At 69.2% G+C, this 17935-nt stretch carries 13 protein-coding genes; 3 read left to right on the top strand and 10 right to left on the bottom strand.

The window, feature by feature from the left end:
* The first annotated feature begins 214 nt into the window (after window positions 1–214).
* The gene (locus tag K8940_RS13655) at window positions 215–3352 is read left to right on the top strand and encodes a TonB-dependent receptor (RefSeq protein WP_223390505.1); all 3138 of its coding nucleotides are present in this window, start codon (window positions 215–217) and stop codon (window positions 3350–3352) included.
* Window positions 3353–3368: 16 nt separating this feature from the next.
* Window positions 3369–6062 carry a Tat pathway signal sequence domain protein gene (locus K8940_RS13650; protein ID WP_223390504.1) on the top strand — a complete coding sequence of 898 codons (2694 nt, stop codon included), beginning with the start codon at window positions 3369–3371 and terminating at the stop codon, window positions 6060–6062.
* Here the strand turns inward: K8940_RS13650 and K8940_RS13645 are convergent.
* The 6 genes from K8940_RS13645 to K8940_RS13620 all read right to left on the bottom strand — a co-directional run bounded on the left by K8940_RS13645 (window position 6042) and on the right by K8940_RS13620 (window position 12549).
* Window positions 6042–6731: a DUF6250 domain-containing protein gene (locus tag K8940_RS13645; RefSeq protein ID WP_223390503.1), complete on the bottom strand. Its 690-nt coding sequence runs from the start codon at window positions 6729–6731 to the stop codon at window positions 6042–6044. The two genes, K8940_RS13650 and K8940_RS13645, sit on opposite strands and share 21 nt — an antisense overlap.
* Window positions 6728–8116 carry a glycoside hydrolase family 28 protein gene (locus K8940_RS13640; protein ID WP_223390502.1) on the bottom strand — a complete coding sequence of 463 codons (1389 nt, stop codon included), beginning with the start codon at window positions 8114–8116 and terminating at the stop codon, window positions 6728–6730. Before K8940_RS13640 ends, K8940_RS13645 begins: the two co-directional genes overlap by 4 nt.
* The gene (locus K8940_RS13635) at window positions 8113–9075 is read right to left on the bottom strand and encodes an alpha/beta hydrolase (RefSeq protein ID WP_223390501.1); all 963 of its coding nucleotides are present in this window, start codon (window positions 9073–9075) and stop codon (window positions 8113–8115) included. The genes K8940_RS13640 and K8940_RS13635 overlap by 4 nt, the downstream gene beginning before the upstream one ends.
* Window positions 9065–10288: a rhamnogalacturonan acetylesterase gene (locus K8940_RS13630; protein WP_223390500.1), complete on the bottom strand. Its 1224-nt coding sequence runs from the start codon at window positions 10286–10288 to the stop codon at window positions 9065–9067. The genes K8940_RS13635 and K8940_RS13630 overlap by 11 nt, the downstream gene beginning before the upstream one ends.
* Before the next feature lie 99 nt (window positions 10289–10387).
* Complete coding sequence (locus K8940_RS13625) at window positions 10388–11380, bottom strand: flippase-like domain-containing protein (protein ID WP_223390499.1); 993 nt, start codon at window positions 11378–11380, stop codon at window positions 10388–10390.
* A gap of 14 nt (window positions 11381–11394) precedes the next feature.
* Window positions 11395–12549 (bottom strand): glycosyltransferase family 4 protein, encoded by a 1155-nt coding sequence (locus K8940_RS13620; protein WP_223390498.1) that lies wholly within the window; start codon window positions 12547–12549, stop codon window positions 11395–11397.
* Window positions 12550–12988: 439 nt separating this feature from the next.
* Here K8940_RS13620 and K8940_RS13615 point away from each other — a divergent pair, with 439 nt between their 5' ends.
* The gene (locus K8940_RS13615; RefSeq protein ID WP_223390497.1) at window positions 12989–13750 is read left to right on the top strand and encodes an NTP transferase domain-containing protein; all 762 of its coding nucleotides are present in this window, start codon (window positions 12989–12991) and stop codon (window positions 13748–13750) included.
* Here the strand turns inward: K8940_RS13615 and K8940_RS13610 are convergent.
* From K8940_RS13610 to K8940_RS13595, 4 genes are read right to left on the bottom strand one after another with little or no spacing between them, the layout of a single operon-like run.
* A complete protein-coding gene (locus tag K8940_RS13610; protein WP_223390496.1) occupies window positions 13747–14613 on the bottom strand; it encodes a nucleotidyltransferase family protein in 867 nt (288 codons plus the stop codon). The two genes, K8940_RS13615 and K8940_RS13610, sit on opposite strands and share 4 nt — an antisense overlap.
* Window positions 14517–15671: a ceramide synthase gene (bcerS, locus tag K8940_RS13605; protein WP_223390495.1), complete on the bottom strand. Its 1155-nt coding sequence runs from the start codon at window positions 15669–15671 to the stop codon at window positions 14517–14519. The genes K8940_RS13610 and bcerS overlap by 97 nt, the downstream gene beginning before the upstream one ends.
* Entirely contained in the window at window positions 15671–16732 is a 1062-nt protein-coding gene (locus tag K8940_RS13600; RefSeq protein ID WP_223390494.1) for an LptF/LptG family permease, read from the bottom strand. The genes bcerS and K8940_RS13600 overlap by 1 nt, the downstream gene beginning before the upstream one ends.
* Window positions 16729–17934 carry an LptF/LptG family permease gene (locus tag K8940_RS13595; RefSeq protein WP_411675602.1) on the bottom strand — a complete coding sequence of 402 codons (1206 nt, stop codon included), beginning with the start codon at window positions 17932–17934 and terminating at the stop codon, window positions 16729–16731. The genes K8940_RS13600 and K8940_RS13595 overlap by 4 nt, the downstream gene beginning before the upstream one ends.
* Window position 17935 lies beyond the last annotated feature (1 nt).

Genomic DNA, 17935 nt, shown 5'->3' with positions numbered 1-17935 from the left:
GCGCTCCCAGGATCGCTGAGGGTTACATCACGAAAGCTCCGTTGTGTCTTCCCATAAATTGCGTTGACATCTCAACATATGGCACTACGGTATTTGTATTAAAAATGCGCCGGTGTGCGTCGAGCGAGCCTTTCAGGTCGTTTCGCGCGCGTCAGGCGTCCGACGCCCCCCCGGGAAGGAGCGTCAGGCCAACTGGTAAGGGAGGGACAACCCAATGCAGTTTTCGAAGGCTCGCCGCCGCGCGGCCGCCGCTACGGTTTCTTGGCTCGCGCTCAGCGCCGGGCTCGCGATCGCCGATCAAGCCTGGGCGCAGCAGGCGCCGACGGGGCAGGGCGCGAACGAGGCCACGACCGTCGAAGAGATCGTCGTCGGCACGCGCGCCAGCCTGCAGTCGGCCATCAACCGCAAGAAGCGGGCCGGCACCATCTCCGACTCGATCGTCGCCGAGGACATCAGTCAGTTCCCCGACAAGAACGTCGGCGAGGCGCTGGGCCGCATCACCGGCGTGCAGCTGGCCCGGGACTTCGGCGAAGGCAACGCGGTGTCGATCCGTGGCGTCGAGCCCGACCTGAACCGCGTCGAAATCAACGGCATGAGTACGCTGTCGACCGCCGGTAACCTGCAGGTCTACGGCGGCGGCGGTCGTTCGAACGACTTCCGCGAGCTGGCCTCCGAACTGGTCCAGTCGATCGACGTCTTCAAGGGCTTCACGGCCGACATGACCGAAGGCGGCGTCGGCGGCACGGTCTCGGTCAAGACCCGCAAGCCCCTCGACTTCAAGAAGCCGACCCTGTCGCTCACGGCGTCGGCTCAGAACCTGGACACGGTCAACGGCTGGAAGCCGCGCGGCAACCTGTTCGCCACCACCAAGCTGCTGGACGGCCGCCTGGGCCTGATGGCCAACGTCACGTACGACAACGTCGACACCCGCGGCGACTATGTCCGCAACACCTCGTGGGGCCGGTTCGCCGACTTCGACAGCTCGGCCGACAAGACCGCCCCTTACTACAGCACGACCTACAACCAGCAGATCAACGATCTGGCGCGCAACGTGACGACCCAGGCCGGCTGCGCCAGCCTGACCACGCCCGATGCGGCGCAGATCTCGACGGCCAACCTGCGCACGGCCTGTCTGTCGCAGTGGTACGACTACGCGCCGCGCACCGCCCGCTACGGCGTCTGGACCCGCAACGACGAGCGCGTCTCGGCCGAGTTCACGGCCCAGTTCCGCTTCACCGACAAGCTCGACGCCTGGGTCAGCTACAACCGCAACGAACGCAAGCAGACCCTCAACGACATCAACTACGGCACCGACTTCACGTCGACGACCCGCCTGCGTAACGCAGCCTCGGCCACTGCCTGCTCGAGCACCGACACGACGGCTTCCTCGGTCAAGGTCGACGCCGGCCACAACGTCACCGCCTATACGCTGGGCAACTGCCTGACGACGTCGGGCGCCGGCGGCTACTCGGGCTTCGGCATCAGCGCCCGCGACTTCAAGTACGACACCACCAGCAACTACTACAGCTTCGGCGGCAACTATCGCGGCGACCGCCTGCAGATCGAGTTCGCCGGGTCGAAGGCCGACACCTCGGTCCTGTCCCAGACGAACAATGTCAGCGTCAGCTTCGACACCCCCGGGATGACCGTCAGCCTGGATTCGTCGGGCCAACCGTCGTTTGCCTTCGCCTCGGGCTACAGCCCGTCGGACGCCTCGGCGATCCGCCAGTGGCAGATCCAGTACCGGCCGTCGAACAACGCCCAGAAGGAAGACCAGTACAAGGTCGACTTCGACTACGACACGCGCCTTCCGTTCATCACCAAGCTGGAGTTCGGCGGTCGCTGGAGCAAGGCCTCGACCAAGGGCTACGGCTACGGCGGCTTCGTGATCAGCCCTGGCTCGAACCCGAACTCGACCGCCGACGACACCGTCATCTACGGCAACTCGATCAATTCGACGGCGACGATCCTGGCCGGCCAGACCGTCGACCAGACCAACCCGGTCAACGGCGTGGCCACGACCACGGGCTACTGGACGACGACCGAGACCTGGTCGCGAGCGTTCTCGAACTCGCTCTTCGCTTCGGCGATGACGAACCTGCCCAGCGACTTCTACTTCGGCGGCGGCTCGATCCCGTCGACCTGGAAGTTCCCGAGCTACGAAGCCGTCGCGGCGAACCTCGACACCAGCCACTTCAACACCGACAGCCTGGAACGCGCCCTGGGCAGCGACGGCCAGGTCCACGACCAGTACCCGTACTACATGACCGAGCGGAACGACGCTCAGTACCTGAAGTTCAACTACGAGTTCCCGCTGGGCAACTACGACATCGAGGGCAACTTCGGCTGGCGCAGGGTCCACACCCAGAACTTCGGCGAGGGCGTCTCGTCGCGTCAGACCAGCTACGCGGCGACGAACGGCGGCACCGCGACCACCTATGTTCTGAGCAATCAGCTGGTCAGCTCGAAGAAGAGCTACACCGCCTGGCTGCCCAGCTTCAACGCGAACGTCTGGCTGATCCCGAACAAGCTGACGGCCCGCGCGGGCTTCGCCCAGCTGCTGGCCCGTCCGCGGATGGACTTCCTGATGCCGACGGTGACCTGCACCACCGACACCTCGCCCGACGCCAACGGGGCCTTCGACGAGCCGAGCTGCACCGCCGGCAACCCGAACCTGAAGCCCTACCGCGCCAACGAGTACGACCTGTCGTTCGAGTACTATCCGAACAAGGACACCCAGGTGTCGGTCGGCCTGTTCAAGAAGGACATCAAGTCGTTCTACGTCTCCAGCCGCTCGCTGGCGGGCAGGCTCGACGTCTACGGCGACGGCACGTTCTACAACTACAACACCTACATCAACGGCGACGGCGCCAAGATCTCGGGCGCGGAAATCACCGCCAAGACAGCCTTCACCTTCCTGCCTGGCCTGCTGTCGGGCCTGGGCGTCGACGTCAACTACACCTACCAGAAGGCCAAGAACGTTCGGCTGTTCTCGCAGCTGGACGGCTCGCCGCTGCCGTTCCCGGGCCTATCCTCGGACAGCGCCAACTTCACGCTCTGGTACGACAAGGGCCCGATCAACGCCCGCCTGGCCTACAACTACCGCTCCAAGTACCTGGTCTCGGCCGCCGACACCTCGCTGCAGCCGGTGTACCGCGACGCGACCGGTTACCTGGACGGCAAGGTCACCTGGAAGCCGAAGCAGCTGTTCGGGGTCGAGAACATCTCGTTCTTCGTCGAGGGCAAGAACCTGACGAAGGAAGAAGAGCGTTCGACCGCGGGCGACATCCGCCTGACCGAGCTCGGTTACTTCGGTCGCCGCTTCTTCGTCGGCATGGGCCTGAAGTTCTAGTTCCAGGAGCGTAAGCGTGACCAAGGGAGCGACGCGTCGCGGCGTGCTGGTGTCGAGCCTGGCGCTCACGGCCGTCGCTCCGGAAGCGGCGCGGGCGGCCAAGCCCGCGCCGGCCTTCGCCGACCTGCACTGGCTGGGCGACGTCCCGCCGTCCGCGCCCGGCGCGGCGGTCTGGGGCGCGCCCTGGCCGCGCGGTGCGGTCAAGGCCAAGACCGCCCTGACGGCCGTGGGCGCCGATGGCCAGGCTCTGCCCCTGCAGACCTGGCCGCTGGCCTACTGGCCCGACGGCTCGCTGAAATGGACCGGGCACGCCCTGGCGGGCGCGCCGGCCTCTAACGCCTTGGTTGGGGGTTTCCAGGTCAAGCCTGGCAAGCCGGTCCAACCCTCCAGGCCCGTTCAGGTGCGCGAGACACAAGAGCGGATCGAGGTCGCCGCCGGTGATTTCGTCTGCCGCTTCTCGCGGGCCGGCGGAAATCTCATCGAGAGCGTCAGCCTCGCCGGTCGCGAGACCCTGCGCGGCGGACGCCTCGTCTGCCTGAACCAGACCCTGCCGCCCGGCGACCTCTCGCCGCGCGAGACCCAGGTCTTCGACGGCGCGATCGATACGGTCACCGTCGAGCAGCGTGGTCCGGTGCGGGCGGTGGTCCGCTTCGAGGGCCGCCATCGCGGCGCGGGCCGCGACTGGCTGCCGTTCACCCTGCGCGTCGCGGTCGACGCCGAGGGGCGGCTGACCCTGACCCACAGCTTCGTGTTCGATGGCGACGGCAATAGGGACTTCATCGCCGGCCTGGGGATCCGCTTCGATGTCCCGCTGACCGACGAACCGCACAACCGCCACGTCCGCTTCGCCGGCGAAGGCGAGGGGATGTGGGGCGAGGCCGTCCGCAACATCCCCGGCTGGCAGCCCGCCAAGTTCGCCCTGGCCGGCAAGTTCAAGGACCAGTTGCGCGGCGAGCGCGTCCCGGACCTCTCGGCCATGGACGCCAAGACCCGCGACCAATTGCTGACCGTGCCCGCTTGGGACGGCTATCGCCTGTTCCAGGGCGACGCCGACGCGTTCGTGATCGACAAGCGGACCAACACCAAGAGCAGCTGGCTGCGCGCTGACCACGGCGGCCGCTCGCCCGGGTTCGGCTACATCGGCGGCGTCTCGGGCGGCGTCGCCTTCGGCCTGCGCCACTTCTGGCAGCGGCACCCGACGGGCTTGGAAATCGAAGGGGCGACGACCGACGCCGCGACCGTGACCCTGTGGCTGTGGTCGCCGCAGGCGGGGCCGATGGACCTGCGCCACTACAGCGATCGCGCCCACGGCTTGGAGATTCAGTACGAGGACGTCGAGGCAGGGCACTCGACCCCGATGGGCATCGCTCGCACCAACCAGGTCTTCCTGTGGCCCGTGGCCGCCACCCCGTCGCGCGAGGCGTTGTCGGCCATGGCCAGGACGACGTCCGAGCCGCCGCTGCCGGTCGCCGCGCCAGCCTACTACCAGAGCTGCGGGGCCTTCGGCGTCTGGGCCCCGGTCGATCGCTCCACGCCGGTGAAGGCCAGGCTGGAAGCCGAGCACGAGCGTCTGCTGGGTTTCTACCAGCGCGAGGTCGAGCAGCGCCGCTGGTACGGGTTCTGGGACCACGGCGACGTGATGCACACCTACGACCAGGACCGGCACGTCTGGCGCTACGACGTCGGCGGCTATGCCTGGGACAACAGCGAGCTGGTGCCGGACCTGTGGCTGTGGACCGCGTTCATGCGCACCGGCCGCGCCGACATCTTCCGCATGGCCGAGGCAATGACCCGCCACACCGGCGAGGTCGACATCCATCACCTGGGCCCGTTCAAGGGCCTGGGCTCGCGCCACAATGTCAGCCACTGGGGCGACGGCGCCAAAGAGGCGCGGATCAGCCAGTCGCTGCTGCGCCGCCACTATTACTACCTGACCGCCGACGAGCGGACCGGCGACATCATGGCCAGCCTGGTCGACGCCGACCACGCCCTGGCCGCGGTCAATCCCGTCCGCAAGGTCGCGGCCAAGACCACCTATCCGACCCAGGCCCGCTCGGGCCCGGACTGGTTCGCCTTCGCCAGCAACTGGCTGGTGGCCTGGGAGCGGACAGGAGACACCCAGTGGCGCGACAAGATCGTCAAGGGCCTGGACGCCATCGCCGCCTCGTCCCATGGCATGTTCACCGGTCCGCCATTCGGCTACGACCCGGCGACGGCCACGCTGTACGACCTCGGCACGGCCTTCACGACCAGCTACCACCTGGTGACGATCATGGGCGGGGCCGAGTTCGTGTTCGAACTGGACGGCCTGATCGACGACCCGGCCTGGACCAAGGCCTGGGCCCGCTTCTGCGCCTACTACAACGCCCCGCAGGCCGAGCGTCAGGCGGCGCTGGGTCAGGCCGCCATCGACCGATATTTCGGCTATCCCGTCTGGCACGCGCGGCTGACCGCCTGGGCGGCGCGCAAGCTGAACGACCCGGCCCTCGCCCAGCGCGCCTGGAAGGAATTCCTCACCGCGACCAAGAGCGGGCAGGAGCGCGGCCCCGCGCCGATCCAGCGGGTGACGGGGACCGCCGTGCTGGAGCCGATCGACGAGATGGCCAATGTCTCGACCAACCAGTCGTCGCAGTGGGCGCTGAACCTGTTCGAGCTCCTGGCCCTGGTCGGCGACGCCGCACCGGCGAGCCTACCCGCCAGCTGGGACTAGGCTGTAGACGGCGAAGTCGCGGACCCGCAGATGGCTCTGCGTGGTCCGCAGTCCGAACCAGCCGCGCAAATAGGGCTCCGGATCGCGGTGCTCGAACAGGCGGCGGCCATCGCTCCAGTATTCGATGCGCTGGCCATCGGCGATCAGCCGCACGGTGGTCCAGCGGTTGGGCGTCAGCATCTCGTCGGCCGCCGCATGGTCGTGTTGCAGTAGCAGCGGCCGGTCGCCGGGCCTGCCGACATAGCGGCGGAAGCGGGTCGTGGTGTTGGTGTTGCCGCCCTGGCCCACATAGTAGGTCTTCAGCGTGTCGTAGTCGGCGAAGGCGCCCGAGCGCGGATGGTCCAGCGGTGAGCCGCCGTCGGCCTCGCGCGCCATCCAGAAGGCGTTGAGATCGCTGACCCGGTCGAACGGCCCGCCGGCCGAGACCGCCTGGGCTTCGTAAGTGATCGCCACCGGCCCGATCAGCTCCGGCTTGAACCAGGCGGTGAAGCCGGCCGGGGCGACGATGTCCAGCACGCCGTCCGTGGTGGTCAGGGTCGCCGGCTTCTCGGCCTCGATCGCCCAGCGCTTCAGGCCATGGCGGAAGTCGTCGGCGAACAGGCGGCGGCCCTGGCCCGCGAAAGGCGTGGCGGCAATGCCCGCTAGCAGCATCCGGCGGTCCAGGATCACTGGGCGACCTCGCGGACGTTCTCGAACCGGCGCTCGGGCCGACCGTCCGGCGTCGTCGTCTCAATGGTCAGGTTCTCGATCTTCAGCCCGTCGACGTGGCGCGCCCACAGGCCGTGAACCGGGGAGGGGCCGAACATGCTGGGCTCGGGATAGGCCTCGGGCAGGTCGCCGGGCCGTCGCTGCGCCCACTCGGCGGGCCCGCCGCCGCGATAGGACAGGCGGATGTTCGACAGGGTGACGTCCTGAATCGGCGAGTCCGGCAGGCCCGCGATCGTGGCGGCGTAGTCGGGCAGGACGTCGAACGCCTCGATGTCGCGCAGCACGATGTTGCGCATCGCCCCCAGCGGCGCGCCCTCGGGTCCCCGCCGCCGGTCGCCGACGCGCAGGAAGATCGGGGCGGTGGTCACTTCCGAGAGATGCAGCCGCTCGCAGACGACGTTCTCCATCGTGCCGCCGTCGACCACTTCCAGGGCCAGGCCGCGCGAGCGGACGAAGCGGCAATCTCGGATCGAGATGTCCCTGAAGCCTCCGTTCGACTCCGTGCCCAGCTTGATGCGGCCGGTGACGCGGTCCTGGTCGGGCGAGACCAGCTGGGTCCGACCGAAGGTCCCGTCCAGCATCGTGCCGGGGTCGAAGCCGCTGACCTCGCAATGCTCGATGGTCACGCGCTCTGTGGGGATGAGTTCGCCCAGGGCCAGGGAGCTCTTCAGCACGATGGCGTCGTCATTGGGCGTGTTCACGCGGCAACCGCTGACCAGCACGTCGCGGCAGGCGTCGATGTCCAGGCCGTCGCGGTTGGTGTCGACGACCAGGTCGCGCAGGACCAGGTGCTCGCAGCCCGTGGCCAGCACCGCGAAGTGGCCGCCTCGGAAGATCGTCAGGCCCTCGATCCGGGCCCGCCTGACACGCTTCAGGGCGATGGCCTTGTTGCCCAGGCCCGCCATCGCCTCGACCTGGGGCGACAGCTCGGCCATGGCCTCGGCCGAGAGACCGGCCATGCTGAGCGGGAATTCGCCGGCCTGCTTCTTCCAGCGCGAGCCGGGGCCTTCGCGGGTCAGGCCCAGGCCGTCGATGCGGCCGGGGCCGACGATGGCGATGTCCTCGGCGTCCTCGGCCCAGATCAGGCTGTTACGCCAGTGGCTGTGCCCGAAGTCCTGCCAGAGGTCGTGCGGATTGGGTTCGGCCGGGTCATAGGTCCCGTCGTGCCGGGCCGGATCGGCCGCCTCCAGCACGCAGCCTTCCTCCAGCCGCAGGGTGACGCCGCTGAGCAGGCGGATCGAGAACGACAGGTGGCGGCCCGCCGGCAGCACGACCTCGCCGCCGCCGCGCGCATGGGCGTGGACGATGGCGGCGTTGATCGCGTCGGTGGCCAGCCTTTCGGTCACGCGTAGAGACCGTGGCGCTTGAAGAAGGCGTCCAGGGCGATCATCGATGGAGCTAGTTGGCCCTCTTTATCCCTGAGGCCGAAGCCGTGGCCGCCGACCTCCTGCAGGTGCATCTCGACCGGGATCTTCCGGGCGCGCAGGGCCTGCCACATCAGCACGCTGTTCTCGACCGGCACGACCTTGTCGTCTGCCGCGGCGGCGATGAAGGTCGGCGGCGCGTCGGCGGGCACGTGCTGCTCGGCCGAGACCGCCTGGCGCTGGGCGTCCGTCGGGTTGGCGCCCACCAGCTGCTTCAGCGACTGGCCGTGGGCGTAAGGCGCCGTTCCCGTGACGACCGGATAGAACAGGCCCGCCGCGAAGGGCCGCGTGGGCAGCTTATCGGCCTCGTCGACGGGGGCGTAGGTCTCGCGGCCGAACTGGGTGGCCAGACGCGCGGCGACGTGTCCGCCGGCCGAGAAGCCGATCGCCGCCACGCGGGCCGGATCGACACCCAATGACGGGGCGCGGGCGCGGATCAGACGCATGGCCCGCTGAGCGTCCTGCAGGGCCACGTCCGGTCCGGCGGCCCAGCCATCGGCCGGCAGGCGATAGTCCATGACGAAGGCGGTGATCCCCAGGCTGGCCAGCCAGGCGTCGATCGGCCCGCCGTTCTTGCCCACGGCCACGCGCACATAGCCGCCGCCCGGGATCATCAGCACCGCCGCGCCGTTCGGCTTGGCCGGCCGGCGCATGGTCAGCCAAGGCTTGGTCACGTTCAGGAAGGCGGTGTCGTTCGGATCACCGCCGGGGGTGCGCAGGATCACCTGCTCGGTGACGGTGACCTTCTCGCCGCCGGGCGCGGCGCCGGGCCAGAGGTCCACCGTCTCTACGGGAGAGGCGGTTTCGGCGGTCCGGGCCAGGGCGGGGGCGGCCATCAGGCCTGCGGCGAGGCCCAAGAGGGCCCGGCGATCAGTTTCCACGAGGAAGCTCCTGGCTGGAGGCGGCGCTGGCCGGCACGGCGAAGGTCTCGGGCGCGGGCGGCCTGGCCGGATCGAACGCCGGAAGATCCGCGACGAGGTGCGCGGCGAGGTCGGGGACATGGGCCCGGATCCCCTCGACCACGCAGCGGGCCAGCTGATAGGCGCCGTAGTTGTTGTGGTGGGTGGCGTCCTTGCCGCCGTCGTTGAAGGCCTTCCAGGCGTTGTCGGGGCCCAGGGCCTCGTAGAAGGCCGCGCTCATCGCGTGCAGGTCGATCAGCGGGACGCCCAGGTCCTTGGCCGTGTCGCGTACGGCCTGCGGATAGTCGCCGTGGGTGTTCACGATCTTGCCGGCCGCGTCGAACTTGCGGCGGTGCATCGAGGTGACCAGGACCGGTGTCGCGCCGCGCAGCCGCGCCTCGCCGACATAGGCCCGCAGATAGTCGCGATAGGTGGTGGCCGCCTCGACATAGGTCTGGGGCCACTGGCTCTTCTGGTCATTGTGCCCGAACTGGATCAGCAGCCAGTCGCCGCGCTTGATCCGGCTGAGGATCTTGTCCAGCCGCCGTTCGACGAGGAAGGCCTTCAGGGTCTCGCCGGACTCCGCCTGGTTGGAGACCGAGACGTCCGGCTTGAAGAAGCGCGGCAGCATCTGGCCCCAGCCGGCGGCGGGCTCGAAGCGCTGGTCGGTGACGGTGGAGTCGCCGGCCAGGAACACGGTCGGAACGGTCACGGGCTCGATCTTCAGCCGGCGCACGGCGGCGGTCGGGCCGCAGAACTCCAGGGTCAGCTTGTCGTCCCAGTCGTAGCTGCCGTCCTCGCGCGCATTCAGCGCCACGCGCTTGCCGCCCGGGGCGTTGGCCGGCGGCGGAGCCAGCTCGGGGCGACGGACATTGACGACGATGGTCCGGGTGTCGGTCTTGCGGGCGTGAACGCGGACGGTCTCCAGCATCAGCCGTCGGGACTCGGCCTTGACCGTGGTCTCGGAGACCTTGTCGCCGCCCAGGTCGAGGGTGACGCGATAGTCGCCCTCAGGAACCTTCACCGAGAACAGCCGGCCTGGGCCCGGCTCGAAGCCGTGGCCGACGGCGGGGTCGTAGGGGCCTATGGCCGATGTGGTGAAATCGAAGGCCCACACGGGGGCGTCCTCCCTGGCGAGCGCGGCGCTCGGCGCGAGAACCAGGCCAGCCAGCAGCGTGCGCCGATCCAGGATCATGCCGCCTCCCTTTTGCGTGCAGAGTCCGAGAAGCTTGGTAACGCCGCCGGGGAAGGGGTTCAATGCCAAAATACAGGATAATATCCTGCAATATGGGATTTAAGCGTTGGCCGGCTCCGGGGACGCCGCGACCGGCTCGGGTCGCGTCGCGCGCCACAGCACCAGGCCGATCGCGCCCAGGGTCAGCTCGCGCAGGCGGCGCAGCAGCGACAAGGCCAGCGCCTGGTCGGGCGTCAGGCCCAGCGCCCCGCCCAGCAGCAGGTAGCCGCCTTCCTGCACGCCCAGGGCGCCGGGGATGGCGAAGCCGACGACCTTGGCCGTCTGGGCCAGGCCCTCGACGATCAGGGCCTGCAGCAAGGTGGGATTGAGACCCAGGGCCCACATCGAGACATAGGTCTCGAACGCCCCGGCGATCCAGGCGGCCATATGCCAGGCCCAGGAGGCGAACAGGTTGGCGCGCTGGCGGCCAATGCCCCGAAAGGCGTCGCCCAGCTCGCCGACGCGGCCGGCGATGGCCGTCCAGCGCTGGGAGACCTGGCCGAAGCGGCGACCGACGCCGGCCTTGTGGGCGACGTACAGGGCGGCGGCGATGGCCGCGACGATCCCCACCAGGGCCAGGCCCGCCTGGGCCAGGCGCGGGTCGTGCAGGGTGACCATGGCCACGACCAGGCTGGTCAGGATGAACAGCACCAGGCCCACCGTACCGGCCAGCACGTCGACGACGCAGCTGGCCGTGGACTCGGCCAGGGTCAGGCCGTTGCGGGCCGTGAGCTTGGCGCGCACCACGTCGCCGCCGACCTGGGCGACGGGGAGGAGGGCGTTGACCGCCTCCTTGATCAGCCGGACACGGAACAGGAAGGCCAGGGACGGGCGACGATCGGGGGGCAGCAGGACCTGCCAGCTGACCGTGGCCAGGAAGGTGACGGGCAGGTGGGCGAGGATGACCAGGACGGTCTGCCACCCGACCTGGGCGACGATCTCGCGCACCGCGCCGACGCCGTGCGTGGCCAGGAACACCGCCAGCAGGCCGATGCCGGCCGTCAGCAGCCAGCCTCGCCAGGCCGAGGGTTTCGCGCCGGCCTCCGTCGCCATGCCGCCTTCTGTCGTCATGCGGCCGAGCGCGCGCACAGGGAGGGGGCGGCGCCGAGGTCGCGATAGACGTCCAGCACCGAGGCGCAGATGGCGCGCCAGTCGTAGCGGGCGCTGGACAGGCGGGCGGCGCGGCCCAGGCGCACGCGGCGCATGGGCTCGTTGACCAGGGCGAGGATCGCCGCGGCGTAGGTTTCCGCGTCGGCGCGCTGGGCCAGGACGCCATCCTGGCCGTCGGCGATCAAGGCGCTGGTGCTGGGCGCGCGCGGGCACAGAACCGCCAGACCGGCGGCCATGCCCTCCAGGGTGGCGTTGCCGAAGGCCTCGGTCAGGCTGGGATTGAACAGGATGTCGGCGCTGGACACCGCGCGGCCCAGGGCCTCGCCGTCCAGGTGACCGGTGAAGATGGCCTCAGGCAGGCGCTCTTCCAGGAAGCCGCGCGCCGGGCCGTCGCCGATGATCAGCGGGCGGATCGGCTGGCCGCGCAGACGGGTCATGGTCTCGGAAAGGACGTCCAGCCCCTTCTCCATGACCAGGCGGCCCAGGAAGGCGACGACGATCTCGTTGTCGGCGATCCCCATCGATTGTCGCCACCCGATGTCCCGGCGGGCAGGCGAGAAGCGCTCGCGGTCGACGCCGCGGCCCCAGATGGCGACTCGCTCGCCCATACCCTCGCCACTAAGACCCTGTTGGCGTAGCAGGTCGGCGATGGGGGCGTTGGGCGCCAGCACGCGGTCGCAGCGGCGGTAGAAGCCGTCCAGATAACGCTCGACGCCCGGCCGAAGCCAGTCGAGGCCGTAGTAGGAGAGATAGGTCTCGAACCGCGTGTGCAGGCTGGCGACTAGCGGCAGCCCTTGTCGGCGCGCCCACTTGCCGGCCTGGGAGCCCAGCAGGTCCGGCGCGGACAGGTGAACCGCCGTCGGCTTGAACTGGGCGAGGTCGGCGCGCAGGGCGCGGGTCAGTCCCAGGGCCAGCCGATATTCGCCGCGACCGGGGATCGCGATCGACGGCGCCGAGACCAGTTCGCCAGCGGGCTCGAAGGCGGGCGTGTCGGTCGTGGGCGAATAGACGCGGACCTCCGCGCCTTCGTCGATCAGATACGCCGCCAGGCGGTTGAGAGCCTGGTTAGAGCCGTCGCGGGTGTAGTTGTAGTTCCCGGAGAACAAGGCCAAGCGCAGGCCTTCGGCTGGTTTTCCCTCAGCGGGCTGACGAATGGATCTTTCCGCGAGCTGCACGACGCCTCCGTAAATTGCACTCCGAGGCCCCCGCCCAATCCTCCACATGACAATGGGCATATGGTGGAATGGTTCAGTTTCCGGAAGGGGCGCCTCTGTCGTTAGGCGGACAATCTTCAGGTCAAGCTGAACCCAAGCTGAACCATGACGAGCAGCCGAGTTTCGCGCGCCCTCGGCGTTACCGATTGGACGCGCTCGCGGAAAAAGCGCGGCGGGGGCTTGCGCCGCGACGCCATGACCGGCTTTTGACGATCCGCGCGGACTTGCCGAGAGGCGGGTTCGTGCTCAGTTATGCGCTCGCGGCCGCCAGGTTCGCGGTCCAACGATTCCTAATCGGGGCGAAGCCGCCTCGAACCCAGCGAGATTTCGAAACGTCATGCAGCCGGTCAAGACCCTCATCCTCAGCGCCGGCCAGGGCAAGCGGCTGTCGCCGCTGACCGACGATCGCCCCAAGTGCCTGGTCGAACTGGCCGGCCGTTCGGTGCTGGAGTGGCAGCTGCGCCACCTGCATCAGGCGGGCGTGACCGAGGCGGTGGTCGTCACCGGCTTCCGCGCCGATCTGGTCGAGGCCGAGGTGGCGGGCCTGTCCCTGCCGGGCATGACGATCCGCACCCTCTACAATCCGTTCTACAGCGTGACCGACAACCTCGCGACCTGCTGGCTGGCGCGCGAGGAAATGCGCGGCGGACCGTTCATGATCCTCAACGGCGACACCCTGTTCGAACCGGCGATCGCCGAGCGCCTGATCAGCGCCCCGGGCGCGCCGATCACCGTGACCGTCGATCGCAAGGCCGGCGGCTACGACGCCGACGACATGAAGGTGCTGACCGACGGCGACGCCCTGCGCGCCATCGGCAAGACGATCACCGAGTACGACGCCGAGTCGATCGGCTTCCTGCGCTTCGACGAGGAGGGCTCGGCCCTGTTCGTGGAGACCCTGGAGGCGATCATGCGCACGCCGGAAGGCCTGAAGCGCTGGTACCTCAGCGTGATCAACGAGATCGCCCAGAACCACGACGTCGTGCGCGTGCGCTCGATCGAGGGCCTGGACTGGGCCGAGATGGACTTCCCCGAAGACCTGGTCCGCAACCGCGCCCTGACGGCGCAGTGGGCCGCCAAGAAGGCCGAGGCCGTTTAGGCCTCGCCCACGAGTTCTCGAACCAGATCCAGATCCGACGGCTTGTCCACGTCGACGGCCGCGAGGCCGTCGTGCGCCCGCACGGCGGCGGCCTCGACGCCGGCCAGCCTGCCCAGGCGCGCCACGGCCTGGTCCAGGGTCAGGAGGCCCAGGGCGTAACGGATCAGAAAGCCGGGCCCCAGCATGGCGGCGATCTTCCAGGGCTGCTTGCGCAGGGCCTCGACCTTGCGCCAGACGGCGATGACGTTCAGTGCGGTCTCGTTGCGCAGCAGGAAGAGGTTGCAGCCCGAATAGCGGCCGTCGCGGAACTTCAGATAGGTCCGCTTGGTCTGGGGGGCGGCGGCGCGGACGCGATCCTCGGGCGCCAGCAGCACGGCGACGTCGGCCGAGGCGGGGGTGTCGGCCAGGAACCGGGTGATCCACTCGGGCTTCAGCAGGGCGTGGTCGACCGTGGTGACGATCAGCGGGAAACCCAGGGTGCTCGCGCCGTCGGCGACGCTTTGGCTGGGACCAGCGGCGGTCGGCAGGATCACGGCCTTCGAGCCCGCGAGGGCCGCGCGGATCGCCTCGTCATTGGCCGAGACGCCGATCGTCTCCGCGCCGGCGGCCTCGACCGCGCCCAGCACGCGGGCCAGCAAGGTCTGGCCTTGCAGCATGATCAGGCCCTTGTGGCTCACGCCCGCATAGGCGGCGGCCGGATCGACCTCGCCGCCGCGCGAACCCGCCAGGATCAGCGCCTTGAACGGCTGGCTCCCTGTTCTTGGGCTCACAGAGCCTTCTCGTAGATCCGATAGGTCTTGTAGTGCGTGCCGCCGACGTTCTCGGCGATGTGGCACATGGCCTTGTTGTCCTCGAGGACCCACGAGATTTCGTAGCGGTTGTAGCCAAGCGCCATGGCGGTGTCGCGGCTGGCCTTCATCATCCAGAACGGCAGCATGCGGCCGCGCTGGGTGGTCGAGAACTTGCGCTTGACGCCCATCAGCGGGATGCGCGCCGATTTCACGCCCTTGACCTTCAGCCGCCACAGCAGCTTGGCCCAGCCGAACGGCAGCAGCTTGCCGTTCAGGTCGGCGATCGCCTCGTTGACGTTGGGCAGGAAGACCACCACGCCGGCCGCCTCGCCGTCGATCTCGGCGAACCAGATCAGGCGCTTGTCGATGACCTGCCTCAGCGCCTTACCCAATTGGGCGGTCTCGGCCTCGGTGGTGGCGGTGAAGCCCCAATTGTCCTTCCAGGCGTCGTTGAGGATGTCCGTCAGCGTCTGGACCTCCTCGTCATAGCGCTTCATGTCCAGCTGGCGCAGGACGACGCCGGAAGGCAGGCCGCGCTTGACGCGGCGCTGGGCGATTTCGGGGATGTCGCCGGTCTCGTCGGCGCGGTAGGCGAAGATGTCCTTGGCCTTGGCGTAGCCCTGCTCCTCGACGCGCTTGCCGGCATAGGCCGGGTCGTGACCCATCAGGATCATCGGCGGCGTGTCGAAGCCGTGGACCAGCAGGCCGACCTCTTCGTTGATCGACAGGTTGAAGGGACCGACGATATGGGTGCGGCCACGGGCGCGCAGCCAGTCCTCGGCCGTGCGGAACAATATCTGGAACACGGCCGCGTCGTCCTCGGCCGCGATCATGCCGAAGTGGCCGTCCAGGCGGCCCGGCGCGGGCTGCGGCGTCAACTGGTCGATCTGGGCGCTGATCCGGCCGACGTCGCGACCGCCGCGCGTGGCCAGGAACAGCTGGACCTCGGCGTGGGCGAAGAACGGGTTGGTCTTCGGGGTCAGGGCCTCGGTCCGCTCCATGAACAGCGGCGTGATCCAGTTCGGATCCTTGGCGTTCAGGCGCGCGGGCAGGGCGATGAACCGCTTCAGCTCATCGGCGGTCTTGACCGGGATGACCTGCAGGTCGGCGTTCGTGGAGTCGAAAGGCATCACCCCTCCAGGGCCAAGAAGGTTCGGACGGCGAGGGCGCCGAAGATCGCGGGGGCGGCCCAGACGGCCAGCCATGGGGACAGCGAGCCGGACTCGCCCAGGGCGGTCAGCATGCCGTTGGCCACCAGGAAAAGCAGGCCGGCGGCGAGGCCCGTGGTCAGCAGCACCGCGCCTTGGCCGCTGCGGAAGTTCGCCAGGGCCACCGGCGCGCTCAGCAACAGCATGACCAGCGACACGAACGGGCTGGCGAACGCCGCCTGCAGGTGGGTGGCGTAGAAGCTCTCGGGCCGGTCAGAGCCGCCGTTCTGCAGCGCCCGGCGGGCCGAGGCGGCGGTGGGCATGGCGTCTTCCCCGAACAGGCCCTGCACGTCCTGCGGCTTCAGCGCGGTCGGCCAGGTGGTGGTCGCCGCCGTCGAGCTCTGGGCCAGGTCGCCGGTGAAGCGGGTGGTCTTGGGCTGGTCCAGGGTCCAGGCGCCGGAATGGTAGCGGGCCTTCGGCGCCTCGACCTTCTCGATCAGGATGCCCTTGGCGTCGCGGCGGAAGACGACGATGTCGTTGATCTGGCGGCCGTCGGCCGAGGCGCTGGCGCCGATCACCAGGTCCGCGCCGGCGCGGAAGGTGCGCGGGGCGGGAACCTTGCGCTCGGCGACGGGGGTCGTGTTCTTCCACCAGTCGGCCAGGGTCGGGTCGGCGCGCGGGGCCAGCACCTGGCCGCAAAGGGCGTCCAGCAGCATCACCGCCACGGCGGCGGGGACGGCCATGCCGACGATGCGATAGCCCGAGACGCCGCTGGCGCGCATGGCCACGACCGCGCTCTCGCGGGCCAGTTGCGAGAAGGCGAACAGGCCCCCGGCCAGCACGGCGATCGGCGCGACCTGCTCGAACAGGCGCGGCAGGCGCAGGGCGGCGTAATAGGCCACGCCCGCGACGCCCAGGCCGCGGTCGAGGATGTCGGTGGTCACGTCCAGCAGGTCCAGGATCTGCAGGATGGACATCAGGATCAGCGCCGCGCCGAGGATGCGGGTGGCGACGGTTCCCAGGACATAGAGCTGCAGCTTCATGCGGCTTGTCGCTTCTTGGGCTTGGGCAGGGCGCGGATCAGGCGCGCGACCAGGTTGTTGATCCGGCGCACCAGGCGCGAAACCGGCGTGTCGCCCGGCCGCGTGCGGCTGCCGACGAACAGCCAGACCGCCAGGCCTGCGAAGATCGTGAAGGGGATCCAGATGGCCGGGAAGGGCGCGACCTTGCCGGCCTTGGCCAGGCTCTGGCCCAGCAGCAGCGAGTGCTGGAAGGCCAGCAGCAGCAGGCCGGCCATGACCAGGCCCGGCGCGCGGTTGCCACGTTTCGAGGCCAGGCCCAGCGGGAAGGCCAGCAGCGGCAGGAACGGCAGGAAGATCGCCCGCGCCCAGCGGCCGTAGAGCTCGCTCAGCAGGGTCGCCTTGGGGACGACGGGGTTGCTGGACTTGGCCTGTCTGGCCAGCTCGCCCATCGTCAGTTCGCGCTCGTCGCTGCCCCGGTCGCGCAGCAGCACCGCGGCGGCGGCCAGCGGCGTCTGGGTGGTCAGGCTGCTGAAGGCCAGGTTGCGATAGGCCCCGTTGGTGTCGCGACCGATGCGGCGGCCGTCCTTCAGGTCCATGGTGATGGTTTTGCCGCCCGGATCCATCTTCAGGTCGGCCGAGGCGGCGGTGATGATCTCTTCCTGGCCGTGGGTGTCCAGTCGGCGGATGAAGACCCGGGTCAGGCGCTGGCCGGCCAGGTCGGCGCTGTCGGCGGTCAGCAGCGAGCCCTTGTCGTCGATGAACGCCCCGCCCGCCAATCGTCCGTTCCAGCCGGCGTTGATCGCCGCGTGCATGACGGCGCGATAGGTGTAGCGGCTGTAGGGCTGCATGTAGCCGAACACGCCGACACTGAAGACGCTGAGCAGCACGCCCACGATCAGGAACGGCGTGGCGATGCGCTCCAGCGACTGGCCGGTGGCGAGCAGGGCGTCGATCTCCGAGCCGTCGGACAGCTTCACGATGACGATGAACAGCGCCACGAAGAAGGCCACCGGCAGGGCCAGGCCCAGATAGTGCGGCACCAGGTTGGCGGCCAGCTGGGTGACGTAGCCAAAGCGGGCGCTGCTCTGGGACAGCACGTCCAGCAGGCGCAGGACGCGCTCCAGCAGCAGGGCCACGACGGTGACGCCCAGACACCCGACCAGCGGCCAGAACAGCAAGCGCAGCATGTAGCGGTCGATCAGCCTCAGCGGGCCGGCGGTCATG

Source organism: Caulobacter segnis, assembly GCF_019931575.1.
GTDB classification, from domain to species: domain Bacteria; phylum Pseudomonadota; class Alphaproteobacteria; order Caulobacterales; family Caulobacteraceae; genus Caulobacter; species Caulobacter segnis_C.
Note: the sequence above shows the minus strand (reverse complement) of the source record. Positions and strands in the feature narration are given on the sequence as shown.

Coding starts and splice junctions, on each gene's coding strand:
- K8940_RS13655 (WP_223390505.1), top strand. CDS start 215: ATGCAGTTTTCGAAGGCTCGCCGCCGCGCGGCCGCCGCTACGGTTTCT.
- bcerS (WP_223390495.1), bottom strand. CDS start 15,671: ATGCCTTTCGACTCCACGAACGCCGACCTGCAGGTCATCCCGGTCAAG.
- K8940_RS13600 (WP_223390494.1), bottom strand. CDS start 16,732: ATGAAGCTGCAGCTCTATGTCCTGGGAACCGTCGCCACCCGCATCCTC.
- K8940_RS13615 (WP_223390497.1), top strand. CDS start 12,989: ATGCAGCCGGTCAAGACCCTCATCCTCAGCGCCGGCCAGGGCAAGCGG.
- K8940_RS13625 (WP_223390499.1), bottom strand. CDS start 11,380: ATGGCGACGGAGGCCGGCGCGAAACCCTCGGCCTGGCGAGGCTGGCTG.
- K8940_RS13630 (WP_223390500.1), bottom strand. CDS start 10,288: ATGATCCTGGATCGGCGCACGCTGCTGGCTGGCCTGGTTCTCGCGCCG.
- K8940_RS13595 (WP_411675602.1), bottom strand. CDS start 17,934: ATGACCGCCGGCCCGCTGAGGCTGATCGACCGCTACATGCTGCGCTTG.